The sequence below is a fragment of the Lunatimonas sp. genome (genome assembly GCF_020832325.1).
Classification (GTDB): Bacteria; Bacteroidota; Bacteroidia; order Cytophagales; family Cyclobacteriaceae; genus Lunatimonas.
This window is the reverse complement of sequence record NZ_JAFIEU010000009.1, coordinates 1-22,842: the sequence shown is the minus strand read 5'-3', so window position 1 is coordinate 22,842 and position 22,842 is coordinate 1. Positions and strand designations below refer to the sequence as shown.

Sequence of the window (22,842 nt, the reverse complement as noted above, 5' to 3'; positions counted from 1 at the left end):
AAGCTGTATTCCACCTTTTTTTGGTCTTTTTCTTTGCACAGAATAATGCCAATGGATGGGTTTTCGTGTGGTTTTTTGAGCAAATCATCCAAGGCGGAGAGATAAAAATTCATTTTGCCAATGTATTCAGGTTTGAATTTTCCGCGTTTCAAATCAAAAGCAATGAGGGCCTGCAAACCTCTGTGGAAAAACAACAAGTCGATAAAATATTCATCTTCCTCCACCATGATGCGGTATTGATTTCCCATAAACGAAAAATCGCTGCCCAAAGCCATCAAAAAGTTTTTGATGTTGAGCACAATTTCTCTTTCCAACACACGCTCGTCTATTTCGTCATCAGCATCCTCTAGGTTCACATAATCCAAAAGGTACTGGTCTTTGAACGCTCGAATGGCTTTGTTGGAAATCTCCTCGGGCAGCACTTGATTGAAATTGTTGCTGAGGTTGGTATGCGTGAGGTGACTTTTGTTGTTCAGTTCGGTGCGCAAATGCCTCACCGTCCAATAATTCACCGCAGCTTGTTGGATGTAATACCAACGGTCTTCTTCATCTGTTGTTTTGAGAATGATTTCGTAGTGATGAGAAAAGGAAATAAAGAAAAATTGACGCTTTAATATTTCCGATTTTTCACTGTCATTTTCTTTAAATTCTAGTGGTGTTATTTTGTCCGACACTGTCGGTAAAATTTCCGCTAACCCTTGTATTTGTAATTTGTCCGTCACTGACGAACTAATTTTAAACGACTGGTTCCAAGCTTGATAAAAGATCCTCATCTTCCTGAGATTGGAAGCCGAAAAGCCTCTTAAACCGGGCAATTCTTGTTGCAATCGGGCAGATACAGTGTCTAAAATTTTATCACCCCAAGCGTTTTGTGAAATTTCCAAATCCAAATCGTGCCCAATGGTAAAATACAAGCGTAAAGATTCAGAATTGGCCACTTTAGCCACCAGATATCTGCTGCTGAGTATGCGTTGCTTGAGTTGTTTAATCAGTGAAAGTGTTACCTCCATAATCAGCTCATTTTCAATATATCCATAATCAAGCCTTCGCTTTCTTCTTCTAAGGTTAAAATCTCGGCACTTACTTCTTCTATGCTGCGCAAGGGTTTGTGTTGGTAAAAATACTTGTTAAAACTGATTTCGTAGCCAATTTTGGTTTTGTCTAAGTCAATCCACGATTCATTCACATGCGGTTTAACTTCACGCAGAAAGTAGTCGTGAATACCTTCATTCAGCGGTACATTTTCGCTGTCTCGCAAATCGGTTTGTGTTTCATAAATGATGTATTCGTCCTTTTTACCACTGGGGTAATAACCAAAATCAGGAAGTTGGGCTGCCGTACAATCCAAATGGTGTAAAAGCTGATCCAATTTATCTCCGCTGAGCTTTTCTATTTTCTTGATGACCTTTGCTGCGGTTTCATCGTACCAAGTTACGGCTCCATAAATCTGATTTTTCTCGCTCGCAGAGAGTTTGATTTTTTCAGTTTTCAGCACTCCGTCTACTTTGGCGCTAAAGACGTTGAAATCATTGTATTCCTCCATACCTACTTTTTCTAGAAGTAGGATCGCTATTTCCAGCAAATCTTTTTGCTTTTGCCAAGTGGCTTTGGAAGTAAGCTCTTTACGCTTTTTGGCATTCAAGTCTAAACCACTTTTCTCGCACCATTCCAAGATTTCTTTTTCAAGGGCTTTGATATCTGTATATACATGTTCGCCAAAAGTTTCATAAGCCCATTGCATGGGTTCTTTCAGTGATTTATCAAAACGCAGATCAGCTATGCGCTCGGCTGTGAATTGGGCTTTCAGTCTTGCCGGTCGATCAATGCTTACTTTGTAATAGCCAAAATCAGTATTGTTAAAAACCTTGGCCGCCAGTCCATCCTCACTCTTGCGCTCTATAGCCTTGAAATTCAAATACGCTTCCTGAATTTCATTGACATGCATAGCAGTCAGTTCACAGTTTTTGGCACCCAGGTTTTTTCGAAGCTTGGCAAAGCGCTGGGAGGCATCGATTAAGATGACTTTCCCTTGTCGGTTTGCAGGCTTATGATTGGTCAAAAACCAGATATAGGTAGTTATACCCGTATTGTAAAACAAATTATTGGGCAATTGGACAATACAGTCCAGCCAATCATTCTCGATGATGTGCCTTCGAATATTACTTTCCCCACCACCTGCATCACCTGTAAACAAGCTGGAACCATTATGCACCGAAGCAATGCGGGAACCATGCTCACTTTGGCTTAAGGGCTTCATTTTGTTGACCATTTCCATCAAGAAAAGTAATTGACCATCCGATGACCGTGGCGTAGCATCCACTTCTTCTTCATTGCCCCAATAATCTTTCAGAGAAACTACAAATCGGGGGTCAATAATGTCTTTCCCGTCTTTGATGTACTTGACCTCACTTGCCCAAGACTTTCCATAAGGGGGATTAGACAACATAAAATCAAAGGTGTGACCTGAAAATTCATCCGTAGAAAGTGTGGAACCCACCCGGATATTTTCTGGGTTGTTGCCCTTGATCATCATATCCGACTTACAAATGGCATAGGTCTCGTCATTGATTTCTTTGCCATAGAGATACACATCTCCTATTGCTCGGATGGCTCCTTCTTCGTCTTTGATGAAGTTTTGGGACTCGGTCAACATCCCACCCGAACCACATGCAGGATCGTAAATGGTCATGACAGGTGGCAGTTTGTCTTTGATAGGATCAAAAACGATGTGCGTCATCAGGTCAATCACTTCTCTTGGAGTGAAGTGTTCCCCCGCTTCTTCATTGTTTTCCTCGTTAAACTTCCGGATCAGCTCTTCGAACACATAGCCCATTCCTAAGTTGGAAAGCGGTGGTAATTTTCTTCCATCAGGATCTTCCTTTTCAAAAGGTGTTAGGTTGATAGAAGAAGAAGTAAATTTCTCCAATACATCCAACAAGACATCTTTGGATGCCATGTGTCTGATTTGGCTTTTGAGCTTAAACTTCTCAATGATTTCCTTCACATTAGGACTGAAACCGTTCAGGTAGTCCTCAAAGTTGGCTTGCAAAATTTGTTGGCTATTGGTAGCCGTATCATACAGCCTTTGCAAGGTCCATTCACTCGTATTATAAAACACATAACCACTTGCATCCCTTAGACCCGTTTCATCCCACTCGGTAAATCCTGCTTCATCTCTCTGGAAAGCCAATTCTTCCATCACCGCTTCTTTGGTCGGTTCAAGCAAGGCATCCAATCTCCTCAACACGACCATGGGCAAGATGACATCTCTGTATTTTCCTCTGACATACACGTCTCTTAGACAATCGTCAGCTATGGACCAGATGAAGGAAATTAGTCGGTTGTGTACGGTTTGGTTCATAATTCAATTTTTATTAGGCTAGTTTTTAATTCGTTGGTTCGGCCATATTTCTGTTGGTATATTTTATTCTTCTCCGAAATAGTCACTGTCAATTTTTTTAAGTTCATAAGTCTGCTGTGTTGTGCAACCTAGGTTATAGTCAATCATTAGTTGAGCCAACTGTTCACCGTCTATGAGAACAATCTTTGTTTCATTTCTTGGCATGTATTCCAATGCTTCTTTAGTAAAATTGGAAGTGGTTATGAAAATTCCTTTCTTGGCACCTTGTCCGGCAAGTGCGCCAACAAATTTTTGAAGTTCAGGTCGTCCAACGACATTACCCGGTCTCCAACGTTTGGCTTGAATGTAAATAATATCAAGTCCGAGTTTATCTTCTTTTATCGTTCCATCAATTCCCTCGTCACCACTTTTCCCCATTGCTTTACCTGCGTCTTTGATTGAACCTCCGTACCCCATCTTTACCAAAAGCTCAACTACCAACCGCTCGAAAAAAGCAGGAGAGAGTTCGACAACTTTGTTAAGTAATTCAGATGCTAGGGATTTTCTTATTCGTTGATAAGCTTTGTCCAAACTCTCTTCGGGTGTCTGTTCGCTATTTTCAATAATTGTAGATTCCCCTTCTACCGTTTCATTGTTTCTTGAAGCGCTTTGAAATTCCAAAAATGCAGGAAACTGCCTTAAATATTTTGCGTCAACACGGACTGGGTTTTCTGCTAGGGTCTGTCTCCCAAGGTCGGTAATTACAAATGTCGCTCGTTTCGGAGAGTCAAGCAGTCCTGCCTTTTTTAAATAGGTCTTTGCCCAACCAACTCTATTGTCAAAAATGGCTTGGTTACCACTTGCTAAAAGTTCTCTTCTTTCTTCGTCCGTTACTTCAAATTCAATTGCCAAACTTTCAATCAAGTCTCTGTATTTGTGTTCTTGTCCGTCTGAAACAAGTTTTAGTAAAGGAAGCATTAAGGTTTGGTAATCTGGTATCATATATTTTCTTTTTGTGATCTGTATGGAAATTCACTTTTGTATTTTTGCCAAAATATTCCTCCATTTATCTCCAGTACATGTTCTTTAAAAAAAGTTAACTGTCTCTTCTTTTATAGCTTCAATTGCCCCCAAAACAGCCAAACTATCCAATCTCTAAAACTAACCTTTTCTGTTCCAATAAAAAATACCCTAATCGGGGTAATTTGCAGGACGAATTGGCCTGATACGATGTTCCAAGACTCCTTTGATAGGAAAACAGCCCGTAGCTAGCCCTAAGAGCTCAAAAATGTCCAGTTAAAAAAAGTGCCAAACGCAGCACCACTTCAGCCAACCTGCTCCAGTGTCTTCCAAACCTGATACATGGCCCTGGGCACATGAAAACAGCCCTTCCATTTCCCTCCTTTAAGCGTCAACAGCGGATTGCCACGCCGGTCCAGGTAGCCAAACCACTCGCCATACACCGGATCGGCAAAATGCTTCCAGCAATAATCATGAATTCGTAAAAACCATTCGGCGCATCGCTTGTCCCCGGTAAGCCGGTACCCCTTTGCCAAGGCAACCAAAGTCTCCAGATGAACCCACCAAAGCTTCTGATCCCATTCCAACTGCTGGGGAGGATATCCTTTGACATCCTTAAAATAAACAATACCTTCAAATTCTGGATCCCACCCGTACTCAATCAGGCTAATGGTCACATCGACGGCCGTTTTTATCAGTTCGCGATCATCTGTCCGAAGCGCCAGATCCATCATAAACCACATCGCCTCAATCCCGTGCCCCGGATTGATCAGCCTCCCTTCAAAACTATCACTTTTACCACCGTCCGGATATAGGTTTTCATAGACCAAGAGCTGTTCCCGATCTAAAAACACCTCCATCACCTCGTGCTTGCATTGCGCCAAGGTCTCCTCCACCAAATCGGGCTCCAACAGCGGCTCCAGCTCCAGGCACAGATTGCTAAGTATCATCGGCAGGGAAAACCCCTTCAAAGGGCGGGTGCCGGGATAGGTTTTGTTGTACTTCCCCTTTGGGTTTTCCTGACGGGAGAGGATATTGGAAAAAGTGCGTTTGGCTAAATCTAGACTTTCCTCGTCCCCCGCAGCGAGTCCGTATTGACTGAAAGCCATCGCCGCAAAGCAATCCGAAAAGATATTGTAAGGTTGCACCAAGGGGGCACCCTCGCGGGTGAGCGAAAAGTAGAAATTTCCATCCCCGTCCATGCCGAACTTTTTCAGGAAATCCACGCCCAGCTTGGCCTGCTGTATCCAGCTCTCGTTGTTTGCCACGTTTCGGTAAAGCATCGAATAGGTCCAGGCTTGCCTTCCCTGTAGCCATACAAACTTGTCGGTATCGAACACCCTACCATCCCGCTGAAGACAAGTGTAATACCCCCCATTCACCTCATCCGGCGAATACGTATCCCAAAACGGGATCACATCGTCCAATAATGCGTTCTTGTACAGACTACTCAGTTCTCTTGCCTTATCCATCATCGAATCAGCTCGCTAAGGGGTATAATCTGAAAAGTCATATTTGCCTGGCTGCTCTCATACAGGATACCGAGATGGTCTTTATCGATCATGGTCAGGCAGGTATATCCCCATCCTATTCCCTCATCCAACAGCAACTGATTTGCCTCCGGCCAGGATTTCCCTTCGTCAAAGCTGGTTTTGATGGTGATGTTGTATCTCCCGTCAGTGGTATTGGGATTGGAGAAAAAGAAAACCGGAGCGTCCTGGGCATATGGATTGGTGATGATACTCGCCATGCAGATAGGTTCCACCAATGCACTTCGGTGTGAAACATGCTCTTCCCATGTTTCACCCAAGTCCTTGGTCACCATGACCGCGCGGGATCCGCCCCGATCATCGCGCATGTTCAACAGGATGGATCCATCGCTCAGTTCCACCACTTGGGCTTCGGTGGTGTGGCTACGAGCTCCTTTGCCCATGTGCCAGGTAGCTCCCTGGTCTTTGCTGTAAATAATGGTGCTATGGGGTACTTTTTCCGCATCCTTGTACTGTCCGGCAAATACCAGGGTACCATCACGCATGGTAATACCTCTGCCAGGACCGGCCAAAAACAGGTGCCAGGAAGGGTCTTTCAAAGATGAAGTCACGTTTACCGGGTCTGACCAGGTCATGCCGTCGTCCTCGGATTTCACCACCACCAACTGACCGGTTTCCTCCGGCTTCATACCCGGCTGTGAACTGTTCCATGCGGCCTCCGCAGGCTTTCCATGCATCCAAAGAGCTACCACCCAAATGGTACCGGTATTTTCATCCACCAAGATCGCGGGATCACCTACGCCATTTTGGTCCTGTGGCAAGCCTCCCCATTCGCCCATGTCAATGATGGTTTTCATAGGCTCCCAGGTTTCTCCACCGTCCGTACTACGGCTAAGCCCAACGTCCACATGCCCCTGCAAATCATTAGATCTTTCCCAGCGGATGTCGTATACGGCCAACAACGTTCCTTCCATTGATGTGGCTAATCCAGGAATCCGAAAGGAATGTACGCCATCGTCTCCGTGATGCCGCAGGGCTTTTGCCAGTCTCCATTCAGAAAATGTATCCGCAGCCCGGGGAACCGCTTTTTCTCCTCCCCATTCCAGAAAATCGACATGCAACTGTATCTTTTCCAAAAGCGAGGCTGCACTGGAAGGCTGTACCTGAAGCAAAAATGACCTGCCCTGATCCCGTTCGTTACCGGATAGTGGAATGGACAGCGATCCGGAAACGGTCCGATCGGAAAATACCTCTTTCAGTTCCTCGCCCACTTTTTCCATCAGAACCACCCGATCCAGGGGTGTATCGGAGCTGAAGGTAAGGCGAAGCTGCTTGAGTTCCCCGGCAATCTCCCGGTCAATCTCCAGCTCCCCCACCGTAGTCAAGCGTCCCTGAATAACTGGAATGCGTTTTATTTGCCAAACCGCTTTATCGGTCACTAAATAAGCAGTCTTTTCTTGGCAACCATAAAACGTCACCAAACAGGCAATCACAAAAAAACGGATAAATAGTCTTGTCATACGAAATTAGCTACCTTCCGGTAGGTTATAGGTTCACATTATCTCCTCAAAAAAACCCAACTGGGTGAGTTCCTTTTCAAGCGCTAGGATTCGCTCTTTGCTCAAAGGTACAACAGGCGCCCGAAACGGCCCAAAGTCAAAGCCGCATAAACCTAAAATAGCCTTTCCGGTCGCCGGTCCCCCATACTTTCCATATAGTGCAATAAAGTCGATGGATTTTTGCTGCAAGCGTAGGGCTGCTTCCATATCGCCCCTCTCGTAGGCTTCCTGTATCCTGAGGTAGAGGGGGGCTGCAAAATTATAGGTACTGCCTACAGCACCCTTTGCTCCCATGGATAGCCCCGCCAAAAACAGCTCGTCCCAACCCCAGAGTACATCGTACCTACTACCGTCAAACCGAAGGCATCGGTTAAACTCCATCAAATCGTTGTGTGTATACTTAATCCCGGCAAAATTGGGGATGCGGTCACCCACCTGCTCCAGGAGTTCCAACATGGGCAATTCCACCCTCGTTAGCAGGGGAATATGGTAAAAATATAGGGGCAATTCTCCGGCCGCTTCGGCTATGGGCAGCATGTAGTCGATGAGTTGGCCTACATTAGAGGGCCTAAAGTAATAGGGAGCGGTGACGGCTGTACCATATATACCCTGTTTCCGGGCAGCATTTGCTAGAACGATCGCCTCCCGCTGATTGGTTCCGGACAGCATCATCATCACTTTAAAAGAGTCTTGCTGGAAGGCGGCATACGCTTCGAGCAATCGCAGTTTTTCGGTAAGAAGCAACGAGGCACTTTCACCGGTGGTACCCGCTATAAATACCCCCTTGACTCCCCCAAACCGAAGACGCTCGACTAGTGGGGGAATCGCAGAGAGATTCAGTTCGCCGAACGAATCGTAGGGCGTAAATGTGGCCGCAATCAAACCGGATATTTTAGGGTGCATCATAGACTTTTTTTACCAAAAATAGCCCAAAAAAACATCCCGTGCTAAACCGAGATTTTTATTACCTCACTTTTACAGAATGATTACCTCATTGTTACTGAAAGAATCGTACCCCTTTTTGGTCATTTGAGGAGAAGTATTTGAAAGATTTGGCCACCTTCCTGCAAGATTTCTCCACCTTTTCCGCCCTCCCTTTCTGTAATTTTATCGAAGCAACATCAAACTAATTTTCGTATGAAGAAAAAATATTACTTGATCACGGTCTTATTGATCTGTATTGCTGCCATCGCGCAGGCGCAGACTAGGACCGTCAGAGGAACCGTCCTCTCGCAGGAGGACAACAATCCCATCCCTGGGGTTTCGGTTCTTGTTAAAGGTACGGGAACGGGTACAGCCACTGATATAGATGGCAATTACTCTGTGAGCGTTTCCGGTGAAAACGCCGTATTGGTGTTTTCATTTGTCGGATTGGAAGCACAGGAAGTCTCCGTCGGCAATCAGTCCATTATCAATGTATCCCTCAAGGCCGATATGGGCCAGCTAGGTGAAGTCGTGGTAGTCGGATATGGAACGAGCCGAAGAGCTGACCTTACCACCTCGATTGGACAGCTCGAAGACGTACAGGCAACGGTGAATCGACCTATTTCCAGTGTACAAGATATGTTACAAGGGCAAATCGCCGGTGTGACCGTCGTAGCTGGTTCAGGTGATCCCGGAGCTACGCCCCGCGTTGTTATTCGAGGTGTGGGCACTTTCGGAAATGAGTCCCCTCTATATGTAGTAGACGGCATGCCTTATTATGGGGGTAGAATAAATCCCAACGACATTGAAAGCATGGTAGTGTTAAAGGATGCCGCGGCTGCTGCCATTTACGGTGCACAGGCAGCTTCCGGCGTCATTGTGATCACCACCAAAAGTGGCAAGAGCGGTGCTCCAAAAGTCAGTGTAGATTTTTACCAAGGCATGCAATCTGCCTATCAAACGCCTGAGGCACTGAATGCGCAGGAGTACTCTGCTGCTTATCGAGCAGCTGCAGCTCATGCAGGAGCAGTGCCCCAATCGGCTCACGATCCTTTGCTAAACCCATGGAGCCAAGTCACCCGAACAGTGTGGATGGATGAGATCTTCCGCACCGGAGCCATTACCAACGCCAACATCCAACTCAGCGGAGGCAGCGACCGAGGAAGGTACAGCACCTCGTTTGGTTATCACAACAAAGAGGGTATTTTGCTAAACACCAACTACGAATTGTTTTCTTTCCGTCTGAAGTCCGAATACGACCTGACAGATAAATTTCGGGTTGGTCAAAATGTATACTTCAACCACTCCACCTCCAGAGGCATCAACACCAGTAGTAGCTACAGCGGAGCAATTATCAATGCGATCTACATGAACCCTGCGGCTCCGGTTTACGATGAGTTTGGACAGTTTCACGGAACCGTACCTTTTGAGCTCTCGCAGTTTGCAGGCGCCTATGGAGACACCTACAATCCAGTATCTCTATTGTTACGGCCCACGATTCAGAATCCCCGTACAAACATCAATGCCATCGCCTATGCAGAGTACGACCTCTTAGAAAACCTAACCTTCAAGTCAAGCTTTTCCATCGATCTATGGAATTGGAGTGACAAGAACTTTAGCCCAAGAGCACCGGAGATCGGAAGACCCAGCAACATGAACTTCCTAAACCAAGGAGCAGGCAGCAGCAACCGTTGGATCTGGGATCAGCAACTAAACTATAATAAGTCCTTCGACAAGCACAATCTGGGGGTTACCGCCGTATACACAGCGCAATTTAGAAAGGAAGAAGCCTTTAGTTTTCAGGTCCAGGACTTCGACCGGGAAGACGACTGGTTCCAATACGCTAGCAATGCCACCACTATTTTGAGGGTACCCGATGCATATGGAAACGAAGATGCGCTAACCTCCGCCATCGGAAGATTGACCTATGACTTCGACGACCGTTATTTCTTTATGGGTAGTGTGCGAAGAGATCAGACCTCCAGGCTTCACGCCAACACAAAAACCGACTTTTTTCCGGCCGTCTCCGGCTCATGGAAGATTTCCTCGGAGAGCTTCTTCAATTCATCGCTGATCAACCTACTAAAACTAAGGGGATCATGGGGCCAGATTGGTAACATCGCTTCAGTGGGCTTGTACGCATTCAACATTCCATTGGCTTCGGGCAATAATGTGATTTTGGGCGAACCCGGCACACGTAACCGGCATGTATCGCTAAACGAAATGTCAAACTCCAACCTACGTTGGGAGCGTTCAGAAACAGCCAACATCGGATTGGATGCAGCACTTTTGGGCAATCGGTTGAATTTCACCGCAGAATACTACGAGAAGTATACCCGAGGATTGATTTTGAGAAACGATCCGGATCCGCACTCAGGTGTTCCTACCGGTGCACTTTCCAATGTGGGTACGGTGTTGAATAAGGGTATTGAGCTCAGTGCCTCTTACCATGGCGAAATCGGGCAGCTACGCTACCGCGTGAATGGAAACTTCTCTACCATCTACAATGAATTGCTCGATTTGGACGAGTTTACGAACGATTTCATCATGCACGGAAACGACCTTAGAGGAACCATCCGCCCCTTCAGAAGTGAACCTGGACAGCCTTTGTATTCCTACCACCTGATTCCTCACGATGGCATCTTTCAAAACCAAGCACAAATAGAGGCCTATGTAAATGCCAATGGAACGAAGATACAACCCAATGCTAGGCCCGGAGACCTGATATTCCGAGATGTAAACGGAGATGGTAGAATTTCCGATGACGACCGGATATTTATGGGAAATGCCATGCCGGATTTTACCTATGGGCTCAATCTAAACCTAGAGTACAAAAACTTTGATCTCTCCATTTTCGGTCAGGGTGTAGGCGGCGTGATGCTTTTTAATGGATACAAGCACACCGCATACAATGCCGGTCTACAAGGATACAACTTAGATAGAAGGGTACTGGAAGCCTGGTCGCCCACTAACCCCAACGCAACCATCCCGGTACTATCTACCCAAGATCCTAACGGTAACTTCGGACAGCCCTCCGATTGGTACTTGGAAAAAGGTGACTATTTCCGGGTAAGGAACCTAACCATTGGCTACAATGTACCTAGCAATCTGATGAGCCGCCTTAGAAACGGAGCAGATGTCCGATTCTACATCTCCGCAGAAAACCTGGTTACCTTCTCTCCCTACTCTGGTATAGACCCCGAAGTGGGTTCTGGAGCCGTGATCGACAACGGTACCTTCCCGGTGCCAAGAACCTTCTCTGCAGGATTTAATCTGAACTTTTAACCAGGCAATCGATAATAATTATGAAAAAGATAATCATACCTTTCTTGGTGTTGGCTGGGATGCTCAGTGCGTGCAGCGACACCTTCACAGAACTTACCCCCTTGGGAAGTCCTACCTCCGGTAACTTCTGGGCTTCAGAAGAGGACGCGATAACGGCCGTAAATGGGTTGTACCAACACTGGGACGACGACAACCTTTTTGGTCGGGGATTCATGTACCTGATAGCCGCCTCCGACGACATCATGCAAGGCAGAACCGATGCGGCCGCTGCTGCTATACGAAACTTTCAAGCTACTGGGCAAGAAGGCCGAATGGCCCCCATATATCCTCGCATGTATACAGTGATACAGCGTGCCAATAACATCATCCGGTACGTTCCTTCCATGAACATTCCAGAGAGCTTAAAGAATCGTGTGCTTGGCGAAGCGTATTTTATGCGAGGCCACACGTACTTTTGGCTTGCTCCCCGATTTGCCGATCACCGAGCCGGTATTCCCATTGTGACGGAGGAAAACATGGAGGATCTTTCCTTCACTAGGCCTGCCAGCATTGTGGATAATTTCCGTCAAATTGAATCTGACCTGTTGCGCGCGGCTGAATTGTTGCCGTATTTCACCACCTACTCCAATAGAGATTTGGGCAGGGCGCACAAGGATGCCGCACACGCCTTCTTGGCGAAAACGTACTTGTATTGGGCACATCACGATGCGAGCAAATGGGCCAGCGTAGTGACCTACGCCGATATGGTAATCAACTCCCCAACGGGACGGACATTGATCAATACCGGAAACCCAGCTGAGGATTTTGCCAGTGTATTCTATGTGGACAACAACTTCTCCTCGGAGTACGTGTTTTCTACCGTTTCCAGCAATGAACGGGGTCAAATTCTCCCTGGCGTGATGTTGGAAAACACCGGTTGGGGCCTTTATAATGGATGGGGTACCTTTTCTGCTACGCAGGAACTGTACGATGCCTTTGAAGAGGGGGATCACCGAAGGAGAGCCACCCTCTTGGAATTTGGCGACGAGTTTATGTTTTTGGGCAATCCAAGAAGGTACTACTCGGGGAACTCCTGGACAGGCTTGCAGATCAATAAATACATGCACCCTTACCGATTCCCCGAAGAGGTACACTTGAATCCCAACGGCAACTACGTAACCACCAACCTGAATATCCCGCTGATCCGATTTGCCGAGATCCTATTGATGAAATCGGAGGCTCTGATCATGCAAAACCAAAATGGGGACGCACCTCTAAACCAAGTGCGGCAACGTGCAGGGCTGGCGCCGAAAACCAACGCTACCTTACAAGACCTGAAGCAAGAACGCCGGGTAGAATTGGCTGCGGAATACGCCGATCGTCATATCGACCTGATTCGATGGGGTGATGCCCGAGCTGCCTACGCAAGGCCTGCTACCGGAAGAAACCACTTCAATAAAACAGATCCCGATTCCGGATTTGAATTGTACGAAGTATGGCCGGCCAGAACATTCAACCCGGAGATACATCACGTATGGCCTATACCACCCAATACGGTAGCCATATCCGGTATTTCCCAAAACCAAGGTTGGTAAATCAATCACCCAAAGCACAAGCCACGGAGTGATACCACTCACGGGCTTGTGACTTTAAATCAAAAACTTATGAAGCAATCTATCAGTTTATTGATCCTAGCGGTCATAATTCTATTTACCGGATGCCAGTCAGACGACAGCATAACCGTAGATGACCGCTTGTTAGGCCAAGAAGTGAAATTCTCCCATATCAATCCAAGAACAGGAGCACCCTACACGGGCAATGACGACCGCCCTTTCAACGAGTTTCAGGATTTCTATAGAAGCAACATGAACGTGGAGCTCGATATCGAATCTACGTACGAAATAGAACGCATCGAAGTAGTTAGTCTGCTGAAGCGGGAATTATTGGCAACCCTTCAAGTCAATGGTACAAGTGCAAGCTTTTCCCACCCGGTAGCAAATCTGAACGTTCCCTTCGCCCAAAGTTCACCGTTGCTTTTTCACGTATACTTCAATGACCGCGGTGTAAAAGGATTTGACTATCCCTCCATGAAATCCTACACCTACTTGGTCAGTGATGACGTCCCCTCCCCTGTAAGCTTTAAGCGAGCGGACGGTTCCATCACCGAAATCAAAACAACCTCTGTGAATGTCGGCGGCTTGGCCCCAGCGCCCCAAAATGGCGGTATCATCGCTACCTTCAAACCAAACGAAATTTCATGTCTCCAACTGGAAAACGCCAACTACCTAAAATTCGGCAATAACCGCAGTTTCTCCTTTAGTTTTTGGTTCCGATCGGATCACAATATCAGTGACCCTGCCATGATTGGCACCATGAACTGGAACAGCTCAAACAATACCGGCTGGGTACTGGCTTATAGACGTGGAAACCTCCGCCTCGTAGCCGGGGAAGCAGGAGTTGGTAAAGTGGATTTTGCAGAGCCCAGCGAAGGCGAAGGAGGCACTCCTTGGATGACGGGCCAATGGCATTTCGTTACCTGTGTGCTCAATCGAGCAGGCAGCGCTTCGATCTATGTGGATGGAAAGCTAAGTGCTGAACGTCCCATGACACAAACGAACTTGGATAACGAAAACCCCATTCACATCAACCAAGATGGCACGGGAACTTACGGAGACAGACTTGGCGCGGCCTATCGAAAAATCGTAATTTATGATTACGCCCTGACTTCCCAGCAGGTCCTAGCGGAATACGAAGCCTCGAAAATCAACTAAATTCCATTATTTTTGACAACGGTGGCCTTCTGTGCAGCAGCGGGCCACCGTTTTTCATATCCAACCCCCATGCTATGTTGCAGGAAATTAAAAACTGTTGTTTATTTCTAGTCGCGTCATTTCTCTCTGCATTAACATGCCTTGCGCAAGGAGAAACAAAAATCCACAGCCATAATGATTATATCCGTAATGCCCCTTTCTGGGAGGCCTATGCAAACGGTCTGGAATCCATCGAAGCGGATGTCATTCTATTGGACGGAAAGCTATATGTAGCCCATGAAAAGGAGAGCATTTCAACGGAAAGAACTCTCCAAAGCCTGTATCTGGAGCCTATTCGTCAGGCCTATACACTCCAAATTCAAAATCGAAAACCCTTTCAACTCCTTATCGACATCAAAACAGAGGCCTATTCCACTCTGGAAAAAATCAGCGAACAGCTCGAACAATACCCAGAGCTGTTCGGAGGGAATGGAACTACACCTATGGTCACCGCGGTCATTTCAGGTAATAGGCCCAAACCGGAGGACTACCGAAATTACCCAGATCACATCTTATTTGATTACCAAAGTATCACGGATACCGCCAACCTTCCCCTAGAGAAGATCGCACTGTTTAGCCTAAGTTTTAGGAGTTTTTCGGATTGGAATGGCAAAGGACGTCTGATTGACGAGCACGAGGAACGGTTAAAGAAGGCCATCGCTGTGGCACACTCCTTTGGCAAGCCCTTTAGGTTTTGGGCCACTCCCGACAGCAAGACAGCCTGGAAAGCACTTAAAGAACTCGGGGTGGATTATATCAACACCGATATGCCCTACCAAGCTAGGGAGTACCTATCTACCTTGGAGGATCGCCTGTATATTAGTCCAAACGTTCGAGCCATTTACAAACCTACCTTTGCCAACGACGGCATCCAAGCCCCGGTGAAAAATATCATCTTATTGATCGGCGATGGGTTTGGCCTCGCGCAGTTTGCCGCGGCCCTGTATGCCAACCAAAATCAGCTAAGCCTGGCCACCATGCAACACCTGGGGCTCATCAAAACCCAATCTTCGGACGACTTTACTACTGACTCGGCCGCAGCCGGTACCGCAATTGCCACCGGACAAAAAGTTAAGAATCGAAGCGTTGGTGCACTGCCGGACGGATCGCCCGCGCAAAACCTTCCGGAATACCTACAGCAGTACCGGTTTCAAACCGGCATTGTTACGACCGATAACCTGACGGGAGCTACGCCGGGTGCCTTCTACGCACACCGTACGGAACGGGATTTGATCCAGGAGATCGCTAGTGATCTCTCTAAAAGTCCCCTAAATCTCTTTATTGGCGGAGGAAAGAACGACTTTATCCGCTATGGAAATTCGGAGCTGGAAAATCTGGAGCAAGCTGGATTTCAATTGGTACATAGCCTGAACGAACTGGCTGACTATACCGGCGAACGGGTAGGCTATTTCGCGTCAAACCACAGCTTGCCAAAAGTCGCTCAGGGAAGAAAAGGCTTCCTTAAAAACGCTTTATCGGCCTCACTGTCTCATTTTTCCCAAAAAGATGCTCCCTTCTTCCTAATGGTAGAAGGTGCGTACATCGATTCGGGAGGCCATGCCAATCATGCCGAAACCGTGGTGGAAGAAGGGATTGATTTCGACGAGGCCGTAGCGGAAGCCCTTCGATTTGCGGACGAAAATGGAGAAACGTTGGTAATCGTTACCGCTGACCACGAAACCGGTGGCATAACGTTGCCACAGGGAAACATCCAAAGAGGACAGGTAGAACTGGAATTCTCCACCCAGGACCACACAGGCATTCCAGTGCCTGTATTTGCCTATGGACCCCATGCAAATAGCTTTCAGGGAGTATACGAAAACACAGCTATCTTTCACAAGATACTCGAAATCGTGGAACGGTATGTAGGTGGAAATTGACCACACCCCCCACTTGATGTGTATCCAAGGATCCATCAAGTGGGCCTATGAACGATTTGTTGCCCCTATCAATGAACCATACCACAAAAGTGGCACCTAGATACACAGCAGCAAGGGTAACCTTATTGCCTGACACACCATTTTAGACGCTCCTCTTTTTGATGTCTAGGTCAAAATCATCGGTTTTGTTTACCAAATCCTTCGATAACTTAGTATTTTTGCCGCAAAAATGATGAAATTCATTCGGCTTATATACAGCGTGTATGCCATCTTGGTATTTAATATCTTGATGGTGGCAATGGGACTATTTATCCTCATACCGTCTCTTTTCCCTCCCAAGGGTATCCGGGTATCCTTTTTCTTCATTCGCCTCTGGGCCAAGTGGTGGTCGTTTTTAGTGGGTATCCGGTTTCAGGTGGAGGGAATGGAACACATCGACCGTAGCCTAGCCTACATCTATACATTCAATCACCGATCTTTTTTGGACGCTCCGGTTATTCCGATGTCCATCCCCCAGGAAATTCGCGCACTTGGAAAAAAGGAGTTGAAGAAAATCCCACTCTTTGGGTGGGTCATTTCTCCGTATGCAGTTTGGGTGGATCGTAAAAACCCGGAGTCACGCGAAAAAAGTATCCAAAAATTGAATCAATTTCTCTCTGAAGGCCACTCCATCGTTGTCGCCCCCGAAGGCACCCGAAACGATTCGGACCAAACGTTGCTGCCGTTTTTCAACGGTGCCTTTCGGCTATCCATAGAAACCCAGACACCTTTGCTTCCTATGGCCATCATTGGATCCGAAAAGGTGATGCCGAAGGGTTCTTTATGGATGTGGCCTGGCACCGTCCGTATCTATTTTTCGGCGCCGATATTTCCACCAAGGGACCTTCGGGCAGCAGATATCGAAACCCTCAAAGAAAAGTGCTTCAACCGACTGGAAGCGATGATTCTTACCCACGAGTAAATGTAGGTTGTGTAATTTTTATCACCAATCCTCCTGCGCTAAGGCCATACCTTTGAACGTGAAACCGTTAAAAGGGAAGCCATGGAAAACAATGCCTCCATTAAAGCACCTCTGAGCATGCAAGATTTTCAAAACCTACTTGCTGAAAATCAGGGGGTGCTTTTTTACTTCTACAGCGAATCCTGCGGCGTTTGTAAGGTCCTTTTTCCGAAAATCAGCGCGCTGATGGAAAGTGAATTTCCCAACTTGAAGTTCATTCCGCTTTCAGCCAATGACCAAAAGGAACTGGCCTACCAACTACGTATGGCCTCCGTTCCGGGGATTATCGGTTTCTTAGAAGGAAAAGAGTTTTTCCGAAGCAATGGGCTGATCAGCATGGGGGAATTCCACCATCGGATAAGCCGCCCATATAGCTTCTTCTTCGATAACTAATCAGATCCGCACTGCCCACGGAAACACCTAGCTCAATGCCGTCTTCGCCGCTGATTTTGTTGGGGATTTTTCTTTTTTTCCACCGCCTGTTGTTTCATCACACCTTCAAATTCATAGGGGTGATTTTGCACAACTGGAATTTTTTTACCAATTAATTTCTCGATATCCTTAAGGTCCTTCAGCTCTTCTGCATCACAGAATGACATGGCAACGCCCGAGTTCCCTGCCCTTCCCGTTCGTCCGATTCTGTGTACATACGTTTCGGGAATATTGGGTAGGTCAAAGTTGAACACATTGGCCAATTCATCTATATCAATGCCTCTTGCCGCTATATCCGTGGCTACAAGTACCTGCAGCTTGCCACTTTTAAAATCCTTTAACGCATTCTGTCTTGCATTTTGGCTTTTGTTACCGTGGATGGCAGCAGCTTTTACATTTTCCTTCACAAGAAATTTGACTACTTTGTCCGCTCCATGTTTGGTGCGGGTAAATACCAATGCCGAACCGATGTTTTTATCCTTTAAAAGGTGTAGCAACAATTTTGGTTTGTCTGCTTTGTAGGTGAGAAAAAGCTGTTGCTGGATTTTGTCCACCGTGGAAGAAGGAGGAGTAACTTCCACAAAAGCCGGCTTTGTCAATAAAGTATCGGCAAGTTTTTGGATTTCAGGTGGCATGGTAGCCGAGAAAAACAAGGTCTGTCTTTTCTGGGGAAGCAGCGCAATGATTTTTTTCACATCGTGTATAAAACCCATGTCCAACATCCTGTCTGCCTCATCCAAGACAAAGATTTCCAGGTTCCTAAGATCTACAAACCGCTGATTGATCAGATCGAGCAACCTGCCAGGAGTGGCTACCAAAACCTCTACCCCTCTTTTGAGGGCATTGGTTTGATGGAGTTGTGAGACACCTCCAAAAATTACCGTATGCCGGATACCGGCAAACTTTCCGTAGGCAGCGAAACTTTCGTCTATTTGTATAGCCAACTCCCTCGTAGGAGTCAAAATCAGCGCCTTGATTCCCGGCCTTTTTTGTTTCTGTAGGCTCAGCAATTGGATGATAGGTATGGCAAAGGCGGCGGTTTTTCCGGTGCCTGTCTGGGCGCAACCAAGCAGGTCCCTGCCACCCAATACGAGGGGGATTGCCTGTTGCTGAATGGGTGTGGGGGTGGTGTATCCTTCGTTGGCTACAGCCTTGAGGATAGAGTCAATTATTCCTAAATTTTTGAATGGCATAAAGGCCTTGTGATAATGGGCCGGGTGAGATGTTGTATGGTCCTTTCCGGCGGGAGATTGATTAAAAGCTGCCTACAACTGGCCCTGCTTTATTATAAAGTAATACAAAGGTAGGCATTTTTGGGAAGGAAAGTAACATAATTTTTATCTGAGGCGAGCGATGAATTCACTTCCCTCCATTTTTACAACTTACTTCGAATCCAAAACCCCTTTAAGCCAATATGCTTGCACATGTGGAGTCGGATGCGAAGGGAAAGCCAAGACGTGCTTGCGGCTTAGTAGCACAAAAAATAGTTGAACCAGAAGAGTAGACAGTACGGAGAAGAGGAGATTGAAAAACATCAACAATGAAAAAAACAAAAGAACAATTACAGCATGCGCTTTTTTCTGCCAGGAATACACTAATTTCCACTGATAAAATTAAATAATTTGTGTTAATTTGTGCTTTGGTGGCAGGAACATAATCAGGTTACTTTTTAGTTGCAAATTGGTTTCCGTAGAGTTTGTCCTTCGTCACAACATTTGCTTTGGCCATGAATTATGAAGTTGAAAAAAGCCTTATTTGTTCTCCTTTCCATTTTATTCTATCAAGTTGCTAGGGCGCAAGACTCACTTCATTTAAACAAAGGCACCTTTAAGGAATTAGGATTCATTGCAGGTTATAACTACAATTTTGAAGACTCCAATTCAAGAAATTATCATCTATTGGAATTCGGCCTAATAAAATCAACTTATAATAATTACCATCACCCTATAAGCTCATCTATTTACTTTTCAAATGAATTCGGACTAAATACAAAAAACTTCATATGGGGACCAAAAGCAGGAGCATATGTGGGTTTTTGGATGTTTACATTTGGAGCCGAAACAATTTACTACTCCGACTTTCACCAAGGTTCCCTTAGACTAGTTCCATACTTAGGAATAGGAGGCCATTTGTTTAAGTTGACTATTAATCCTCATTTGAAACTAATAAACAAGGATTTTCTGCCAAATACGGGAAATTTTAACCTAACTATAAGATCCCTTATAGTTAAAAAGGAAAAACTAAATTAACAATCGCATAAACGAATAAAGGATATACTTTTGGGTTAACCTAAGTGACACTATCAACGTTTATACTAATGGTATCCAATATAATAGAAGTAACAAGTAAAGTTATTTACGCTCTTTCCCCTCACGGACAACCCCTGAGAAACCAGGCCAAGTTATGCTGCCTGCTAACGCCTCAGGTCTGCCGATTCTATCTCGGAACTACCCCAGCGGGAAAGAAATCCTTAGAAATTAGTATACCCTCTGCAATAGTATGGTATATTGCATACCAAATGGCCATGCTAAACACACACTTTGTAAATAAATTATAGTGGCTAAATTTGTAAACTTAAGCTTTGTGCTTTCCAGCAAATTTGGTGCAACCCAGCAAGAAATTGCTTCGAAAGCCAGTACAAGTCCTATACACAAAACGTTGGTATAATTTTGGGTCCAAAATATGAAAACCTTTCTTTTAGTTACTTTAATGATTGCCTATCATCAATCATTTTCACAATAATTAGCCTCGGTTGATCATTTAGCCATAAAGAAAATTAATTCTGCCGTTCAATTTGAACTTCCTGATTCTTCAAAATGGAAATTAATCCAAGATTTGCCACCAGAAGTAGGTAAGAAAGGAATTGTGATGTTTAAACACACGCCGATCATCGATTCTCAAAATAGACCAGTAGAGCCAATAATGGCCATACTATATGAACAATTAAATGACACACTTGATGTTGTAGAATATAGCGCTAGCTTAATAGGAACAAAAGGTTACAACTTAAAATGGGATCTTTTAGGAGGTTATCCAGATTTTTCTAAGGATCCTCAATCAGCTATATTTAAAGGAACCTATGAACGTAGTTCAATTGAACATACTGTGCTTATTGGCTATATAAAAAGGAATAATTTTGGAGTTGAAATCATTTGCGATACAACCTCCGAAATTTTACCTGAATTGGATAACGAAATGAGTAATTTTATCAAGTCATTCATCATCAAAAACTAAAGCAGATACCAATATAGCAACCTAACCTGAGCTATTTAGCACAGGTTAATGATACCACCTGTCGGAAGACAAGCTAATACCATCTATCCCTTAAAAATATCGCCGAAGGCATATCTCAGAGACATAAGACGTTAGACGTGAGATTTAAGATTCGCGAGATTAACGACCCTACGTCGCTACCAAAACTAAAGATCCGAAGCCAGCGTACTTTCGATATACCAACCTAATATATCGCCGAAGGCATATATCCACCTATATCGCGCAGCATATATCATTTCCTGTCTCGCCGAAGGCATATCTCGGAGACATAAGATGTAAGACATGAGATATTAGATTGTTCAAAAAGAAACGACTCTACTTTCGCTCCTGCAACCAATTATATCGCCGAAGGCATATATCCACCTATATCACGAAGTATATATCATTTCTATATCTCCGAAGGCATATATCCACCGTTTTCGTGAAACGTGTTTCATTTTTTTTACCTAACAACTTTTCACTTAGTGAGGTGTATTGGAAATCTTTTTTTAAAATCAGATAGCGTCAATATCGACAGACTTAAAACTGAAACTGCGAATAGTCTTTTGTCGCCTGTCACTAACAAGGAAGATTTGGACTGCAATGCAAGGTCGAAAAGAAAATTGTCCTGAGGATCGGGAGCTCCTCTAAAGATCGGGTGAATGTTGAAGTTGGTGGTCAACTTTTGAATCAACCGGAGGTAGTCGTTGACTGGATAGGTTAGTAATTTCTTTATTTTTTGTCTGCACAGGACATCCTCCAATTCGTTCGAAAGTTCTTTGCACGCGAATACCTGAAGCTGGTAGGTCAGTATTTGGGCTGAGAGTTCTCTGAGGTTTCCAGAAATTATATAGCTAACCCAGATATTCGTGTCAAGAACTACGCTTGTTTGCTTTCTCATACCGGGATTTTCGGACTGACCTACATAGGTCAACAATTTCTTCCGTTGGAAAAGCCTGGGGATTGTCTATTTTGCTCAAGCGTTCGGCTTCTTCCATAAGCAGCCATTCGTTATCGGCCAACCGTAAATCTAGACCGAGTTTTTTCGCGGTGTCCAGCAACAGTTTTATGTCCTCTTCTTCATTGCTATTTAAAATCAATGTTGCCATCGTTTGGGGAATAATTGCAGTATCGTTGGTTAAGATAACGATTTTTCATTTACAAAGGGTTCTTTTGGCTGGTATATTTGTTGGCGGGTCGAACCGTCTTTTTGTCGAATCGTGGGATTGTCGAATCGTTTGACCGTCGAACCGATGGCGTTTCGAGGCTAGGCTAAATTTGACTACAAACGAACGGTCGGCATGCCTACACTTGCCTTGTGGGGTTTTGGCGATAGGGTGTAGGCACGATTGGCTCTACCGCTGGCAAAAACTGGGATGATTTTTGGTCTCTATTCCCCGGGTTTGCACCCGGGGCTATAAATATTCGACCGCCTTCGGGGTCGTTTTTTTGAATAATCCTTGTCTTTTGGCCTCCCCCCGCGCAGGAATGATATTGGTATTTTGTGAGACGGAGTGTCAGTGTTTATTAGCTCCGCATAGCCCCAAAGGGGTGGCATCTGTATAGCCCGGGGTGTCAGCCCCGGGTAAAGGCGATTGCCTAGGTTTGTGTTTTGGCCGCAGAAAATATCTATGGTGCCATACCCGTCCCGCCAAAACCCGGGAATGGTTGAAGGGGCCGTAATTTCGTGGCGAACCCAACGACCGTCGAATCGTGGAATTGGTGGATTGTCGAACTGTTAGATCGGAGAATCGTCGAACCGATGGCGTTTCGAGGCTAGGCTAAATTTGACTACAAACGAACGGTCGGCATGCCTACACTTGCCTTGTGGGGTTTTGGCGATAGGGTGTAGGCACGATTGGCTCTACCGC

Annotated in this window: 17 protein-coding genes; 8 read left to right on the top strand and 9 right to left on the bottom strand. The window is 45.6% G+C overall.

What is annotated here, in order from left to right; genetic code table 11:
• The 6 genes from JJU34_RS02785 to JJU34_RS02760 form a co-directional block, all read right to left on the bottom strand.
• Positions 1 to 1,010 (bottom strand): PDDEXK nuclease domain-containing protein (locus JJU34_RS02785; protein WP_228690798.1); only part of this gene is annotated, 1,010 nt, incomplete at its 3' end.
• Between the two features lie 2 nt (positions 1,011 to 1,012).
• Positions 1,013 to 3,361, bottom strand: a complete 2,349-nt coding sequence (locus tag JJU34_RS02780) for a class I SAM-dependent DNA methyltransferase (protein ID WP_228690797.1) — start codon at positions 3,359 to 3,361, stop codon at positions 1,013 to 1,015.
• Between the two features lie 63 nt (positions 3,362 to 3,424).
• Positions 3,425 to 4,342, bottom strand: coding sequence for a restriction endonuclease (locus JJU34_RS02775; protein WP_228690796.1), 918 nt, complete (start codon positions 4,340 to 4,342; stop codon positions 3,425 to 3,427).
• A 323-nt stretch (positions 4,343 to 4,665) separates the two neighbouring features.
• Entirely contained in the window at positions 4,666 to 5,832 is a 1,167-nt protein-coding gene (locus tag JJU34_RS02770; RefSeq protein WP_228690800.1) for an AGE family epimerase/isomerase, read from the bottom strand.
• Positions 5,832 to 7,370: a sialidase family protein gene (locus JJU34_RS02765; protein WP_228690795.1), complete on the bottom strand. Its 1,539-nt coding sequence runs from the start codon at positions 7,368 to 7,370 to the stop codon at positions 5,832 to 5,834. Before JJU34_RS02765 ends, JJU34_RS02770 begins: the two co-directional genes overlap by 1 nt.
• 33 nt (positions 7,371 to 7,403) lie before the next feature.
• Complete coding sequence (locus JJU34_RS02760) at positions 7,404 to 8,315, bottom strand: dihydrodipicolinate synthase family protein (protein WP_228690794.1); 912 nt, start codon at positions 8,313 to 8,315, stop codon at positions 7,404 to 7,406.
• A gap of 231 nt (positions 8,316 to 8,546) precedes the next feature.
• Between JJU34_RS02760 and JJU34_RS02755 the strand changes: the two genes are divergently transcribed.
• From JJU34_RS02755 to JJU34_RS02730, 6 genes are all read left to right on the top strand, one after another.
• Positions 8,547 to 11,618 carry a TonB-dependent receptor gene (locus JJU34_RS02755; RefSeq protein WP_228690793.1) on the top strand — a complete coding sequence of 1,024 codons (3,072 nt, stop codon included), beginning with the start codon at positions 8,547 to 8,549 and terminating at the stop codon, positions 11,616 to 11,618.
• A 20-nt stretch (positions 11,619 to 11,638) separates the two neighbouring features.
• The gene (locus JJU34_RS02750; protein WP_228690792.1) at positions 11,639 to 13,192 is read left to right on the top strand and encodes a RagB/SusD family nutrient uptake outer membrane protein; all 1,554 of its coding nucleotides are present in this window, start codon (positions 11,639 to 11,641) and stop codon (positions 13,190 to 13,192) included.
• A 69-nt stretch (positions 13,193 to 13,261) separates the two neighbouring features.
• Positions 13,262 to 14,368 carry a LamG domain-containing protein gene (locus JJU34_RS02745; protein WP_228690791.1) on the top strand — a complete coding sequence of 369 codons (1,107 nt, stop codon included), beginning with the start codon at positions 13,262 to 13,264 and terminating at the stop codon, positions 14,366 to 14,368.
• 74 nt (positions 14,369 to 14,442) lie between these two features.
• Positions 14,443 to 16,287, top strand: a complete 1,845-nt coding sequence (locus JJU34_RS02740) for an alkaline phosphatase (RefSeq protein WP_228690790.1) — start codon at positions 14,443 to 14,445, stop codon at positions 16,285 to 16,287.
• Between the two features lie 229 nt (positions 16,288 to 16,516).
• Positions 16,517 to 17,248 (top strand): lysophospholipid acyltransferase family protein, encoded by a 732-nt coding sequence (locus tag JJU34_RS02735; protein ID WP_366512666.1) that lies wholly within the window; start codon positions 16,517 to 16,519, stop codon positions 17,246 to 17,248.
• A gap of 81 nt (positions 17,249 to 17,329) precedes the next feature.
• Entirely contained in the window at positions 17,330 to 17,680 is a 351-nt protein-coding gene (locus JJU34_RS02730; RefSeq protein ID WP_228690789.1) for a thioredoxin family protein, read from the top strand.
• 32 nt (positions 17,681 to 17,712) lie between these two features.
• Here JJU34_RS02730 and JJU34_RS02725 read toward each other — a convergent pair whose 3' ends face one another.
• Entirely contained in the window at positions 17,713 to 18,912 is a 1,200-nt protein-coding gene (locus JJU34_RS02725; RefSeq protein ID WP_228690788.1) for a DEAD/DEAH box helicase, read from the bottom strand.
• A 540-nt stretch (positions 18,913 to 19,452) separates the two neighbouring features.
• Here JJU34_RS02725 and JJU34_RS02720 point away from each other — a divergent pair.
• A complete protein-coding gene (locus tag JJU34_RS02720; RefSeq protein ID WP_228690787.1) occupies positions 19,453 to 19,968 on the top strand; it encodes a hypothetical protein in 516 nt (171 codons plus the stop codon).
• A gap of 586 nt (positions 19,969 to 20,554) precedes the next feature.
• Positions 20,555 to 20,953, top strand: coding sequence for a hypothetical protein (locus JJU34_RS02715; protein WP_228690786.1), 399 nt, complete (start codon positions 20,555 to 20,557; stop codon positions 20,951 to 20,953).
• Between the two features lie 496 nt (positions 20,954 to 21,449).
• Here the strand turns inward: JJU34_RS02715 and JJU34_RS21755 are convergent, their stop codons facing one another.
• Together JJU34_RS21755 and JJU34_RS02710 are read right to left on the bottom strand one after the other, a co-directional pair.
• Positions 21,450 to 21,872 carry a putative toxin-antitoxin system toxin component, PIN family gene (locus JJU34_RS21755; protein ID WP_366512665.1) on the bottom strand — a complete coding sequence of 141 codons (423 nt, stop codon included), beginning with the start codon at positions 21,870 to 21,872 and terminating at the stop codon, positions 21,450 to 21,452.
• The gene (locus JJU34_RS02710) at positions 21,844 to 22,080 is read right to left on the bottom strand and encodes a hypothetical protein (RefSeq protein WP_228690785.1); all 237 of its coding nucleotides are present in this window, start codon (positions 22,078 to 22,080) and stop codon (positions 21,844 to 21,846) included. The genes JJU34_RS21755 and JJU34_RS02710 overlap by 29 nt, the downstream gene beginning before the upstream one ends.
• Positions 22,081 to 22,842 lie beyond the last annotated feature (762 nt).